The 13,730-nt window shown below is 71.2% G+C and carries 10 protein-coding genes; 5 read left to right on the plus strand and 5 right to left on the minus strand.

Annotation, left to right across the window (positions count from 1 at the left end):
- Positions 1–81 precede the first annotated feature (81 nt).
- Positions 82–1,044, plus strand: a complete 963-nt coding sequence (locus tag ABEA24_RS37980) for an esterase/lipase family protein (protein ID WP_345437604.1) — start codon at positions 82–84, stop codon at positions 1,042–1,044.
- Between the two features lie 271 nt (positions 1,045–1,315).
- On the opposite strand, the gene ABEA24_RS37985 is transcribed toward ABEA24_RS37980, so the two are convergent.
- Together ABEA24_RS37985 and lysX are read right to left on the minus strand one after the other, a co-directional pair.
- Positions 1,316–1,972 (minus strand): hypothetical protein, encoded by a 657-nt coding sequence (locus ABEA24_RS37985; protein ID WP_345437606.1) that lies wholly within the window; start codon positions 1,970–1,972, stop codon positions 1,316–1,318.
- Between the two features lie 66 nt (positions 1,973–2,038).
- A complete protein-coding gene (lysX, locus tag ABEA24_RS37990; protein ID WP_345437608.1) occupies positions 2,039–5,332 on the minus strand; it encodes a bifunctional lysylphosphatidylglycerol synthetase/lysine--tRNA ligase LysX in 3,294 nt (1,097 codons plus the stop codon).
- A gap of 100 nt (positions 5,333–5,432) precedes the next feature.
- Here lysX and ABEA24_RS37995 point away from each other — a divergent pair, with 100 nt between their 5' ends.
- The 3 genes from ABEA24_RS37995 (at position 5,433) to ABEA24_RS38005 (ending at position 8,955) form a co-directional block, all read left to right on the plus strand.
- Positions 5,433–6,494 (plus strand): serine/threonine-protein kinase, encoded by a 1,062-nt coding sequence (locus tag ABEA24_RS37995; RefSeq protein ID WP_345437610.1) that lies wholly within the window; start codon positions 5,433–5,435, stop codon positions 6,492–6,494.
- 121 nt (positions 6,495–6,615) lie between these two features.
- A complete protein-coding gene (locus tag ABEA24_RS38000; RefSeq protein ID WP_425551286.1) occupies positions 6,616–8,415 on the plus strand; it encodes a serine/threonine-protein kinase in 1,800 nt (599 codons plus the stop codon).
- A 108-nt stretch (positions 8,416–8,523) separates the two neighbouring features.
- A complete protein-coding gene (locus ABEA24_RS38005; protein ID WP_345437614.1) occupies positions 8,524–8,955 on the plus strand; it encodes an ATP-binding protein in 432 nt (143 codons plus the stop codon).
- Between the two features lie 14 nt (positions 8,956–8,969).
- Here ABEA24_RS38005 and ABEA24_RS38010 read toward each other — a convergent pair whose 3' ends face one another.
- Both ABEA24_RS38010 and ABEA24_RS38015 read right to left on the minus strand, forming a co-directional pair.
- A complete protein-coding gene (locus ABEA24_RS38010; protein WP_345437616.1) occupies positions 8,970–9,635 on the minus strand; it encodes a response regulator transcription factor in 666 nt (221 codons plus the stop codon).
- A complete protein-coding gene (locus tag ABEA24_RS38015) occupies positions 9,632–10,837 on the minus strand; it encodes a sensor histidine kinase (RefSeq protein WP_345437618.1) in 1,206 nt (401 codons plus the stop codon). The genes ABEA24_RS38010 and ABEA24_RS38015 overlap by 4 nt, the downstream gene beginning before the upstream one ends.
- Positions 10,838–11,151: 314 nt before the next feature.
- Here ABEA24_RS38015 and ABEA24_RS38020 point away from each other — a divergent pair, with 314 nt between their 5' ends.
- Positions 11,152–12,297 (plus strand): alpha/beta hydrolase, encoded by a 1,146-nt coding sequence (locus ABEA24_RS38020; RefSeq protein WP_345437620.1) that lies wholly within the window; start codon positions 11,152–11,154, stop codon positions 12,295–12,297.
- Positions 12,298–12,378: 81 nt separating this feature from the next.
- Here ABEA24_RS38020 and ABEA24_RS38025 read toward each other — a convergent pair whose 3' ends face one another.
- Complete coding sequence (locus ABEA24_RS38025; protein ID WP_345437622.1) at positions 12,379–13,728, minus strand: cytochrome P450; 1,350 nt, start codon at positions 13,726–13,728, stop codon at positions 12,379–12,381.
- Between the last annotated feature and the right edge of the window lie 2 nt (positions 13,729–13,730).

The following is a 13,730-nucleotide window of genomic DNA, read 5'->3' on the forward strand; positions in this document are numbered from 1 at the left end:
GGTCCCTGGTATGGGATGGATCACTTCCTCGATCATTGGCGCGCCCGCCGCTTGGCGGGCTTCGCCTCGGGAGAGGACCCCATGTTCCGACGCCTTCGTCATGTTCTGGCGGTGCTGGTCGCCGTCGGACTGTCGGCAACGGCGGTGCCCGCCGCCGCGAGCGCCGCACCCCGAAACCCCGCAGCCGCGCGCTCGGTCGCGGCCGCCTCCGTGGGAAGCGCCGCCGTCGCGGCCCTGCGCAACGGCAACAGCAACACCGAGACCGTCTACCTCGTCCACGGCATCAAGGATCCGACGAAGGCGAGGAACGCCGCCTTCTACGACTGCGCCAGCCTGTGGAGCAACGCCGAATGGACGTTGCGGAACGCGGGCTGGCACGGAGGGTTCCGTACGTTCGGCTATTACGGCAAGGACTCCCACTGCGACAAGCGGGTCAACGGGACGGTCGACAGCCGGATCCAGTGGGTCGGCCTGCAACTCGCCTGGGACATCTACAACAACTACTCCCGGCACGGGAAGTCGGTCGACATCCTCGCCCACTCGATGGGCGGCCTCGTCGCCCGCGCGGCGATCACCGGGGTGCAGAAGCATGCCAAGACCAAGTGGGGGAAGTTCCCGCCCTACCTGTACGTCGAGGACGCCGTGACGCTGAGCACGCCGTTCACCGGGACGAACTGGGCGACGACCTGCCTGGCCGTCAACGGCTGGGAGCAGTGCAGCGACATGCGGCCCGGCAGCGGCTTCCTGAAGTGGTGCAACCAGAACCCGCAGGCGAAGGGCGGCACCGACTGGACCCTGATCGGCTCCTCCGACGACGACATCGTCACGTCCGGCTCGGCGACCTGCATGAACGCCGGCCACAAGGTGATCTACGCCGCTCACCAGGGGCTGGAACACATGGACATGATCTTCAAGTGGAACGGATCATTCACGCTCCGCTATATCAACTACACCGACCGTAAGGTTCGCTGGTACACGACGACGAGGCAGGGACCGCCCGTCGCTTGGGGGTACAAGTCGCTGTACTACAGCTCGGGCTGGTAGACGCGCCGGCCTTCGCGGGTCCCGCCTCTGGCCGTATCCGGCCAGGTCGGGGGGTGACGGATCCGTCGCCGTGACGCGCCGCCGCGAGGAAATAGCGGCGCGTAAGTGGGCCTGGAGTCCCGATTCAAATGAGGACCGCAGGATCTAGTGGGAAACGGCCGAAAAATCGGATCCTTGAGCAGGGTCTTCGGCCACGGCTGAAAGACAGGGGGCCGCGCCGGTCCGGCGGCGCGGCCCTCGCCTCCCCACCCTGAGACCTTGAGGCACCGCCCTAGTCGAGGGAGCCTTCCCAGGCCCAGGCCAGGGCGCGGGGCAGACCCCAGTGCCCGAGCGGCGTGAGGCGCCGGTGCTCGTCGAGCGCCCCGACCGCCTCCCACACGGGAACGATCAGCTCGAACCCCTGCTCGACCGGTTCGCGGTCGTCCGGGTCGTAGGAGCCTTCGATCTCCGCGCAGGTGTCCGCGTAGTCGAACAGGTCCGCCGGCCACGCACGGGCGCCGACGCCGGCCCTGGCGAGGCCGATGACGGCACCCGCCCAGTCGGCGTGCTGCAGGGTCATCAGCGCGCTCTCCTCGTGGGTGCCCAGCCCGGACTCGCCGTTCATGGCGATCAGCGCTCCGGTGGCCTGCAGCCACAGGACCTCGTCCTCCGCGGGCGGGCCACCGCGCCAGCCGGCGGCCGCCGCGAGGTGGCGGTACGGCCAGTCGCGCAGCCGGTCGCGGATGCGCTCGGCGGCGGGACGCAGCTCCTCGGCCGGAGCCGCGGCGCTCACCACCTCGGGCAGTGCCTCCCGCAGCAGCCCTACCGCCGCGTGGTCGGCCTCCTGCCACTCACGCAGGAACTCGTCCGCGTCGAACTCGAGGAGGTCGTCGTAGCCCTCCACTTCGCTCGTCGGGAGCCGTGTGACGTTGTCGTCCTTGTCGCTCACCCCACGACTGTACTGGCGTTCGCGCCGTGTGATCGCCGGTTGTGGAACCCGCCGAAGGCTCCCGGCTCACGAACCCGGTCGCAGGAGGGGGAACGGGATCGTCTCGCGGATGTTGCGGCCGGTCAGCGTGATGAGCAGGCGGTCGACGCCCATGCCCATGCCGCCCGCAGGGGGCATGCCGTACTCGAGGGCGCGCAGGAAGTCCTCGTCGAGGTCCATCGCCTCCGGGTCGCCGCCGGCGGCCAGCAGCGACTGCTCGGTGAGGTTGCGGCGCTGGACGATCGGGTCGATGAGCTCGGAGTACGCCGTCCCGAGCTCGAGGCCGAAGACGATCAGGTCCCACTTCTCGGCGAGCCGTGGATCGTCCCGGTGCGGGCGCGTGAGCGGGGAGGTGGCGGCCGGGTAGTCGCGGACGAAGGTCGGCGCCTGCAGGGTGTGCTCCACGAGCGCCTCGAAGAGCTCCTGGACGAGTTTGCCCTGCTCCCACGACGGGTCGTACGCCAGTCCGACCCGGTCGGCGTGCTTCTGCACCGTGCGCAGCGACGTGCCCGGCGTCACCTGCTCACCGAGCGCCTCGGACACCGAGCCGTAGACGGTGACCTCGTGCCACGGCTCGGCGAAGTCGTACTCGACGCCGTCGCGGACGACGACGGTCGTGCCGAGCGCGGCGCGGGCCGCCTCGGTGACGAGCTCGCGGGTCAGCGCGGCCATGGTGTCGTAGTCGCCGTACGGTTCGTACGCCTCGAGCATCGTGAACTCGGGGTTGTGCCGGGGCGAGACGCCCTCGTTGCGGAAGTTGCGGTTGAGCTCGAACACCTTGCCGGCGCCGCCCACGAGCAGGCGCTTGAGGTAGAGCTCGGGCGCGATCCGCAGGTAGAGGTCCATGTTGTAGGCGTTCATCTTGGTGGTGAACGGCCGGGCCGCCGCGCCGCCGTGCACCGGCTGCAGCATCGGCGTCTCCACCTCGAGGAACCCGCGGTGGCGCAGGCGGTCGCGCAGGGCCGTGATGACCTCCCCGCGCATGCGCAGCATCCGCCGGCTCTCGGCGTTGACGATGAGGTCGACGTACCGCTGCCGGACCCGCGTCTCGTCGGAGAGGGCCTTGCCGGGCGCGCCGGAGCTCGTCGGGAGAGGGCGCAGGCACTTGGCGGTGAGGGTCCAGGAGGAGGCCAGCACGGACAGCTCGCCGGTGCGGGAGGTGATCACCTCGCCGCGCACCCCGACCTGGTCGCCCAGGTCGATCAGCTGCTTCCAGTGCCGCAGCGCCTCCGCGTCGACGGAGTCGGCCGCGAGCATCACCTGCAGGTCGCCGGTCTCGTCGCGCAGCTCCGCGAAGATCAGCTTTCCGTGTTCGCGGGCCAGCATGACCCGGCCGGCGATCGCCACCTCCTCGCCGGTGTGCGTGTCGGGGGCGAGGCCGCCGAAGCGCTCGCGGACCTCGGCGGCGGTCGCCGTACGCTCGAAGCCCAGGGGATAGGGGTCGATGCCGGCGTCGCGCAGGCGCTCGAGCTTGGCGTGGCGCACGCGCTCCTGTTCCGACAGGCGCCGGGTCGGCATCCGGGCGGCGTCGGCGGACTCCTCGATCGTCTTGATCCGGTCCACGAGCGCGGGGGAGGGCGTCGGCGTGTCGAGGTAGGAGCCGAACAGCGTCGGCAGGAAGCCCTCGGCCCGGGCCATGGCCAGGCCGATCCGCACCAGCTCGCGGTTCTGCTCGAAGCAAACGAAGCGCGGCGTCCACACCGGGTTGTACTTGGCGTTCGCCAGGAAGAGCGACTCCAGCTGCCAGAACTTCGAGGCGAACGAGAGCAGCCGGTAGGCGATCCGGGCCACAGGGCCGGCGCCGATCGCCGAGCCGCGCTCGAACACCGACCGCAGCATCGCGAAGTTCAGGGAGACCCGGGTGACGCCGACGACGGCGGCGTTCTCGGCCAGCTTGGCGACCATGAACTCGTTCAGGCCGTTCTCGGCGTCGCGGTCGCGCCGCATGAGGTCGAGGGAGAGGCCGGGACGTCCCCAGGGCACGAAGCTCAGCAGCCCGCGCCGGCGGCCCGCCGCGTCGAACGCCTCGACCAGCACGCAGCGCTCGTCGGTCGGGTCGCCCAGACGGCCGAGCGCCATGGAGAAGCCCCGCTCGGTGTGCCCGTCACGCCAGCGGTCGGCGTCGGCGACCACCTCCGCCATCTCCTCGGTGCTGATCGCGCCGTGGCGGCGGATCCGGACGGTGTAGCCGGCGCGCTCGACGCGGCGGACGGCCTGCCGTACCTGCCGCATGTCGCGGCCCTCGAGGTTGAACTCCCGCAGGTCGAGGATCGCCTCGTCGCCGAGTTCGAGGGCGTCCAGGCCGCACCGGCCGTACGCGGCGGCGGCGCGTTCGCTGGCGCCGATCACGCCGGGGATCCAGGCGTGCGCCCGGCACTCGCGGAGCCATTCCTTGATGGCGACGTCCCACGCCTCGGGGTCGCCGAGCGGATCGCCGCTGGCCAGGGACACCGAGCCTTCGACGCGGTAGGAGATGGCGGCCCGGCCGTTGGGGGAGAAGATGATGTCCTTGTCGCGGCGGAGCGCGAAGTAGCCCAGGGAATCCTGCTCGCCCCACTCGGCCAGGAGGGCGCGCGCGGGCAGCTCCTCGTCGGGCGTGAGGACGGCGAGCCGCTGACCCGGGCGGAACAGCGCCCACACGGTGATGATGAGCAGGCCGCTGCCGCCCACGCCGAGGATGCCGTCGACCCAGCCCGGCACGTCGACGTTGAGCTCGCTGCCGCTGACGCCCGCGCCGAGGAGCGTCTGCAGCCCGGCGTAGACCACGTGGGTCCACTCCGCGCCACGGGGGTCGCGGTCGGTGAGGAAGACCAGGCTGGTGCCGACGACGCCGCCGACGATCAGCAGCCCGGTGAACACCAGGAGGGCGAGGCGGCGGTTGGCGCGGTCCGGCAGCGCGGAGAACTCTCCGCGCGCGGCGATCAGCAGCGCCACCACGCCGCCGAAGGCGATGGCCGTGACGAGCTCGCCCCCGCCGCCGGCGATCCCGGCCAGTGCCCAGACCCCGAAGAACAGCAGGAAAAACACGACGCTGATCCGCCAGGCCGCCTTCTTACGCCGGCGTACGCCCACGGACAGCAGGATGAGCAGCAGCCCGTACGGGAGGCTGGAGTACCAGCCGAAGTAGTTGATGGAGCGCAGCACCCAGATGCCGGACATCCACGAGATCAGGCCGGAGGACAGCCACGCAAGAACGGACAAAACGCCCGAAACTCGGAGATACCAGAAGAGGGCGGTCGGCACGGCCTCGATGACCCGCTCCCGGGCGGTGGGCGCGGCCCCGACGACCCGCTGCCATGCCCCGGCCACCTTGGTGCTCATCGCTCCCCCGTCATCATGCCGCACATTCTTTCTTTGTACCGGGGATTAGGTGAGCGTCACGCCAAATGAACGCTCCTCCTGTCGGTATCGTGCATGGACTATGCCGGAAAAACCCCTTCTTGCCCAGCGTTACCGCCTGCTCACCGAAGTGGGGCGCGGTGGCATGGGGACGGTCTGGCACGCCAGAGATGAAGCGCTCGGCCGCGACGTCGCCGTCAAAGAGGTGATCCTCCCGCACGGGTTCTCCGACGAGGAGCGGGAGATCCAGCACAAGCGGACCTTCCGCGAGGCGCGCACCGCCGCCCGGCTCAGCCATCCCGGCGTCGTGACCGTCTACGACGTCGTCGAAGAGGACGGGCGTCCCTGGATCGTGATGGAGCTGATCCGGGCCCGCTCGCTCGAACAGATGATCAAGCAGGACGGCCCGCTCACACCGCGTCGCGCCGCCGAGATCGGGCGGCAGATGCTGAGCGCGCTGATGACCGCCCACGAGGCGGGCATCCTGCACCGCGACGTCAAGCCCAGCAACGTGCTGGTGTCCGACGCGCGCTCGATCCGCGCCGTCCTCACCGACTTCGGCATCGCGCGTGCGCAGAGCGACGCGACGCTCACCCAGACCGGCATGCTGATCGGCTCCCCGGCCTACATCGCGCCCGAACGCGCCCGCGGCCGCGCGGCGGTGTCCGCCTCCGACCTGTGGTCGCTCGGCGCGACCCTGTACGCGGCCGTCGAGGGCAAGTCGCCGTTCGAACGGACGGAGGCGATGGCGAGCCTGGTGGCCGTGCTCACCGAGGAGCCCGCGCCGGCCCCGCACGCCGGGCCCCTGGCCCCCGTGATCGCGGGTCTGCTCCGCAAGGACCCCGACACGCGGATGACCGCGACCGAGGTGGGGGTCATGCTCGACCGGATCCTCATGCAGGACTCGAAGGCGACCCAGGTGCTGGGCGCGTTCGACGTCGAGCCCGAGGTGTCCCGGACGGAGCCGGACGAGCCGTCGGACATGCCGGTCACGGGTCAGGTCATGACGCCACCGGAGCCCGACGAGACCGTGACCGACGACGCGCGGCCGGTCTGGCTCTCCGGCCGGAACGGCAATCTGGCCATAGCCGTCGTCGTCGTGGTGATCGTCATAGGTCTGATCACCCTTACCCTTGTGCTCTGACTCGCGGCAATCGATGCCGATCCGTCATCACCGATCGGTATCGTCCTCACCTATGCCACTGGGGGAGGGTTCCGTAATCGGCCGTCGTTACCGTCTGCTCTCGCAGATCGGACGAGGCGGCATGGGCACGGTCTGGCGCGCTCACGACGATCTCCTCGCGCGTGACGTCGCCGTCAAGGAGGTCCTGTTCCCGCCCGGCCTCAGTGACGACGACCACAAGGTGATGTACGAGCGCACGCTCCGGGAGGCTCGGTCGGCCGCGCGACTCAACCACCCGGGCATCGTCACGGTGCACGACGTCGTCGAGGAGGACGGCCGGCCCTGCATCGTCATGGAGTTCGTCCGGTCGCGCTCCCTGCAGGACGTCATCGACCAGGAGGGCAGGCTCCCGCCGATCCAGGTGGCCGAGATCGGCGGTCAGGTGCTGGCGGCCCTGCGCATGGCGCACGGCGCGGGCATCACGCACCGCGACGTCAAGCCGGCCAACGTGCTGCTCGCCGGGGATCCGGGAGAGCCGATCACCCGCTCCACCCGTGTGGTCATCACCGACTTCGGCATCGCCACCATGGAGGGCGACTCGACGCTCACCCAGACCGGCCTGATCATGGGGTCGCCGGCCTACGTCGCACCCGAGCGGGCCCGGGGCGACAGGGCATCGCCCGCCTCGGACCTGTGGTCGCTCGGCGCGACGCTGTACGCCGCGGTCGAGGGGCGTTCGCCGCACCACCGGGCCGAGGCGATGGCGGCGCTGACCTCGGTCATCTCCGAGGAGGCGCCGCCGCCGCGCCACGCCGGTCCGCTCGCGCCGGTGCTCATGGGCCTGCTCGTGAAGGACCCGGACCAGCGACTGACGGCCGACCAGGCCGCGGAGGGAATGACCCGCGCCGCCCACAGCACCCGGCCGCTGCCCGCCCCGGGCCCGATCGCCGGTGACGACCAGGAGCCGACCACCCGGCAGGACCGGCCGGAGGCGCGACCGTCGGGGGCGGAGCCCCCGAGGCCGCACGAGCCGTCGGCCGCCGGGCCCCGGCCGCCGTACGAACTGTCCGCCGCGGAGCCCCGACCACCCTACGAGCCGTCCGCCGCCCTGGCCGAGCCCGGCGCGCGAGCGTACGGCCCGGCGGCGCGGCACCCGGATCCCTCCGGTGGCGGGTACCCGGACCCGACCGGGCCGGCGGCGGCCCTGCGGGGCCCGGGCAGCGGTCCGAACGTCGCGGAGGCCTCGCCGGACGAGCAATGGATGCGCGGCTACGACCGGCCCACGGAAGGCGTGGCCCAGGGCGGGCCGAAGCGGTCGAACGCGCGGGCGGTGGTGCTGGCCCTGGTGGCCGTGCTGGTCGCCGGGGGAGTCGTCGTCGCGTGGATGCTGAACGCCAAGTCCTCCAACGGGACGGGCTCAGCCAGCGGGCCGAACCCGACCCCGCCGCAGAAGCCCACGTCTCCGACGGTGACGCCCAGCCCCACCATCCCAGCGGGCTACCAGCGGGCCAAGACTCAGGACGGATCGACGCTCGTGGTGCCCAAGGGATGGCGCCACGAGATGAACAGTTCAAAGTCCGAAAAGTGGGTCGATCCCCAGACGGGGGACCTCGTGCAAGTGGACACCATCCCGTGGGAAACGGCGGATCCGGTGCGGCACTGGCAGGTCTGGAACGGGCCGCAGGTCCTCCCCGGCTACCAGTCGGTGAACCCGCCCCACAGGCTCACGGCCCGCGGCTGGGAGGTTGGGGACATCGAGTACAGCTGGCTGTCCCAGTGGAAGAGAAGCCACCGGCGGGTGTACGTCCTCGATCGGGGCTTCACCGTGAACAACCGGCAGTACGCCATCATGGCCGCCGCCGGGGACCGCGCCACCGCGGCGAAAGACTTCAACAAGGCCTTCGCCTGGTTCCAGCCGAGTCCGACCGCGTCGGGCAACTGACGGAGACCGGCACCGGGGCGCCATTTTCCTCACAATGAGTAATCGATCAACACTCTCTGTCACGATGTAAGGCGCAGGTGAGGCGACAGACTCGTGAAGGGAGCTCCCGTGCAATCGACTGTGCGGGCGGCCTATCCGGCGGACCGCACCGCCGTGGCGCAGGCGCGCCGGTTCGTCCGGGACGCGCTTCTCGCGTGGGGGGCCGATGACGCGATCGACGACGCGGTACTGCTGACGAGCGAGCTGGCGACCAACGCCGTCACGCACGCGGGCACTCCGTTCGAGGTGATCTGCCGGGTGAACGGCTCCTCGGTCCAAGTGGAGGTGACCGACCGGAACCCCGCCAGGGCGCTGCCCGCGCCACGGGAGGGCTGCGACCTCAGCGTCAGCGGCCGCGGGCTGCTGATGCCCGTCCTGCTGGCCTCCGCCTGGGGGGTGTCGTACGCGGCGGAGTCCAAGACGGTCTGGTTCCGCCTCCCCACCCTGGCGGCGTCGAGCTGGACGGCGGTGGCCTGCACATGCGCGTCGCCGGTGGACTGACGAGGCGCCGGGCCCTAGTCGAGCCACCCGGGTTTGACGAGGCCCGTCTCGTACGCCATCACGACGAGCTGCGCGCGGTCGCGCGCGTGCAGCTTGACCATGGTGCGGCTCACGTGCGTCTTGGCGGTGGCGGGGCTCACGACGAGGCGCTCGGCGATCTCCTCGTTGGACAGGCCCTCGGCCACCAGTGCCATGACCTCGCGCTCCCGGTCGGTCAGGCCGCGCAGCTCCAGCGCGGACCGCGGCTTCTTCGCCTTGGCGGCGAACTCCGCGATGAGGCGCCGGGTCACGCTCGGCGACAGCAGGGCGTCGCCGGAGGCCACCTCGCGTACACCGCGGATCAGGTCGGTGGGCTCGGTGTCCTTGACCAGGAAGCCGCTGGCTCCGCCGCGCAGCGCCTCGAAGACGTACTCGTCGAGTTCGAACGTCGTGAGGATGACGACCCTCGTACCCGAGAGCCGGTCGTCGCCGACGATCTCCCGCGTCGCGGCGAGACCGTCGAGCACCGGCATCCGGATGTCCATCAGCACGACGTCGGGCCGCTCCCGCCGGGTCAGGCGTACGGCCTCGTCGCCGTCGCCGGCCTCGGCGACGACCTCGACGTCCGGCTGGGCGTCGAGGAGGGCGCGGAATCCGGCCCGGACGAGGGCCTGGTCGTCGGCGAGGAGTACCCGGATCACTCGTGCTCCTTGTTCAAAGCGGGGGTTCCCGCGGTCGTTCCCTCTCCTGGCACCGGGAGCGTCGCGTGAACCCGAAACCCTCCGGTCCCGGGCCGCGGCCCCGCTGCGATGTCACCGCCGAGGGCGGCGACGCGTTCGCGCATGCCCGGAAGACCGTCGCCGCCGCCGGGCAGGTCGCCGGGGGCGCCCCGGCCGTCGTCCTCGATCTCCAGCCGGAGCTCCCCGTCGCCGTACGCGATCCGTACGGTGGCGGTCACCCCCGGCCCGGCGTGCCGGGTGACGTTCGTCAGCGCCTCCTGCACGATGCGGAACGCCGCCAGGTCGATCCCGGCGGGCAGCGGGTACGGCCGCCCGTCCGTCCGGGTGTGCACGGTGATCCCCGCGGCACGCGCGCGGGAGACCAGGTCGTCCAGCCGGGCCAGGCCCGCGGTCGGTGCCCTCGGCGCGTCCTCGTCCACCTGCCGCAGGACCCCGAGCACGGATCGGACCTCGCTCAGCGCCTCCTTGCTGGCCTCCTTGATCGCGGCCAGGGCCGTGCGCGCCTGCTCGGGGCGTTCGTCGATGAGGTGCAGGGCGACTCCCGCCTGGACGTTGATCATCGAGATATTGTGCGCCAGGACGTCGTGGAGTTCACGCGCGATGCGCAGGCGTTCCTCGCTGGCCCGCCGGCGTTCTTCTTCCGCCCGGGTGCGCCGGGCCTCGGCCGCCCGTTCGCTGCGGATGCGCACCAGCTCGGCCCCGGTGAGGATCAGCAGCAGCCAGGTCAGCATGACGAGCGCGTGCGCGGCGGACCAGTCCTTCAGCCGGAAGGGCCCGAACGGCACGAGGACGCCCAGGGCGTTGAGCAGCACGAACCCGGCGCCGGTGACGATCCAGGCGGCGATCCGGCGCCCGGCGCTCACCGCCGCCACGATGGCGACCAGGAGGCTGAGGAACACCGGCCCGAAGACGTACCCGCGCAGGAGATAGCAGCCGGTGACTGCCAGGACGACCGCGAGGACGGCGACGGGCAGGCGCCGCCGCGCGAGCAGGGCGGTCGGCCCGGCGACGAGCAGGGCGTACCCCGGCGCGTCCAGGTGCACGGCCGGGTAGTTCATGTGCCGGTCGGCGCCCGTGGACCCCATCACCTGGATGAGACCCACGAGCAGCGGGATCACGAACACCGGCAACGCGCCGGGCCGCCATCGGGTCGTCGTACTCACACTCGGAGCGTAAGATGCGGGCGCCCGTCGGGACATCGGGTCGTGGTCGGCATCGTGTGTACGCCGGGAGGAGTATCCGCGTCGCCGCGAACCTTATGATTTACCGGCCGATAGCCCTCCAGAGTCGACACTGGGCGGATCACGGCCGATTTCAGGTGCCAAGGCAACTTTTCCGGCACCCTAGGCATCTTGAGAGGGGAAGGCGGCGGCTCGCTATACCGTGGTCGGCTGAGTACGGCATCGAGCCATGCTGAGAACTTCCTTAACTTCGGGCCCGTTCGGTCGGTGGGCACGTCGGATCTGAGAGGACACCAGTGGGACTGACGAGCGGGGGCTTCTTCGGTGCTCTGATCGTGGTGGCCGTGGGCGCGGCGGCCGCGATCATCTGGTGGTGGCCGAAGTTCGCCGGAGCCGGCATCGGACCGTTCCTGGCCCGGATCGGGCTGTTCCTGACCGCCCAGGTCACGCTGATCATGGTGCTGCTCGTCGGGGTGAACAACTACTTCCTGTTCTACGCCTCGTGGTCCGACCTGATGGGCACGAACAACCAGGGCGTCAACGTGCAGCTGAACAACGGCAGCACGGCGAGCAAGCCGCAGGGCACCGGACGGCCGCTGGCCCGCCAGGCGACGACCATCGGCCAGAAGAAGAAGGCGGACCCCGCCAAGGACGGCCAGATCGAGCAGGTCCAGATCAGGGGCGACCGCACTGGCCTGACCACCCAGGCGTACGTCTACCTGCCCCCGCAGTACTTCCAGAAGAAGTACAACAAGCGCCACTTCCCGGTGATGTACGACTTCACGGGCTTCCCGGGCGTCCCCGAGCAGCTCATCACCCGGCTGGGTGTCCCGGCGATCGCCACCAAGGAGATGAACTCCGGCAAGGTGCAGCCGATGGTGATCGTGATGATGCGCCCGTCGCCGACCTCGGTGATGCCGAGGGACACCGAGTGCACCGACGTTCCCGGCGGACCGCAGGTGCTGACGTTCTACTCCCAGGACGTGCCCGAAAGCATCATGTCGACGTACCGGGTGGCGGCGAGCTACCGGGGCTGGGGCGTGATGGGCGACTCGACCGGTGGCTACTGCGCGGTCAAGCTGGCCATGGAGCGGTCCGACCGGTTCACGGCGGCGGTCTCGATGGCCGGCTACTTCTACCCGCGGCAGGACTGGCAGACCGGCGACCTGTACGGCGGCAGCAAGCAGGTGAAGTCCGACAACAGCCTGATCTGGCGGCTGCAGCACCTCCCGCCGCCTCCGATCTCCGTGCTCGTGACCACGAGCCAGGACGGTGAGCGCGACTTCGGAGAGGCGCGGAAGTTCCTCCAGGTTGCGGCCGCGCCCATGACCACCGACAAGATCATGGTCCCGGGCGGCGGGCACAACCCGCACACGTGGAAGCGGGTCACGCCGAGCGCCCTGGAGTGGTTGAGCGCCCACCTGGCCCACGAGGGCTCCTGACGCCCGTACGGGCCACGCCCGCGACCGCGTGACGGCTCGGGGCCTGTCTCAAAACCCCGCTGTCCTACTGCGAGACAGGCCTTAGCGGCGGGGTCTCGGCCGCCAGCGGATCGGCAGGTGCTTGACGCCGTTGCGGACGTTCGAGCGCAGCCGCCTCGGCTCACCCGCCGGCTCGATGTCGTCGAAGCGGTCGAGGACGGCCGTGAACATCGCGCGCATCTGCATCCGGACCAGGTGCGCGCCGAGACAGGCGCGCGGGCCGAGGCCGAGCGCGAGGTGGTCGTTCGGGGCGCGTCCCACGTCGAAGCGGCCGGGCTCGGCGAACACCAGCTCGTCGCGGTTGGCCGACGAGACCCACACCACGAGCCGCTCGCCCTTGCGGACCGGGACGTTGCCGACGACGGTGTCGGCCGTGACCGTACGCCCGACGCACATGACGGGGGACCACCACCGCAGCATCTCCTCGACCGCGGACTCGAGGAGGCTCGGATCGGCGCGCAGGCGCGCCGTCTCGTCCGGATTCTTCAGCAGGGCGACCATCCCGCCGGGCAGCCCGCCCTTCACGGCGTCGTCCCCGGCCGCCGCGAACAGCCGGAAGAGGCTCTCGAACTCCTCCACCGGGTCCGGGCCGGTCTTGCCGCCGGCCTGCCCGACGAGGGCGGTCATGAGGTCGTCGCCGGGATGCCGCCGCTTGTACGCGGCGAGTTCGCCGGCGTAGAGGCGCAGGTCGGGCAGTGCGGTCTCCGCCTCCGGGCCGTGCGGCGGGGTCTCCGCCTCGGAGGCGGCCGGGCCGTGCGGCCGCGCGGCGATCGCCCGGCGGGCCATGTCCGTGGATCCCGCCGGGTCGAAGGGCGTCTCCGCGGCGTGGCCGGCCGGGTATCCGGCGACCGGACGAGCGATGGCGCGGGCGGACCAGTCGGCGAGCAGCCATCGGTCCGACTCGGGGACCCCGACCAGGTCGGCGAAGGCCAGCAGGGGCAGGTCCGTCGCGATCTCCGTGGTGAAGTCCGCCTCGCCCTTCTCGGCCACCGCGTCCACGAGGGCGTACGCCCGGGCGTCGATGCGTTCGGGCAGGCAGGCGATGGTGCGCGCGCCGAACGCCTTGGGAAGCCGTCTGCGGAGCCGCGACCGCGCGGGCGGATCCTCGGCCGGGGTCCGGCCGCGCCCGTGGCCGAGGTCCTTGTCCGCCGTGCCGCGTACGGAGAAGAGCTTGGGGTTGCGCAGGACCTGGCACGCGTCGGCGTGCCGGAGCACCGCCCAGTACCCGGGCCCGGCGGGCTTGCCGTCGACCGGTCTCTCCTCGATCCACGCGACCGGCGTCGAGCCCCGGAGCCGGGCCAGCGCGTCGTGCGGCACGCCCCGCACGTAGGTGTCGGGGCTGGCGATGGTGTCGGTGTCGGAGACCGGCGTGGCGACTCGTCGTTGAGTCATGA

The organism is Actinoallomurus vinaceus (genome assembly GCF_039542055.1).
In the GTDB taxonomy this organism is placed as follows: Bacteria; Actinomycetota; Actinomycetes; order Streptosporangiales; family Streptosporangiaceae; genus Actinoallomurus; species Actinoallomurus vinaceus.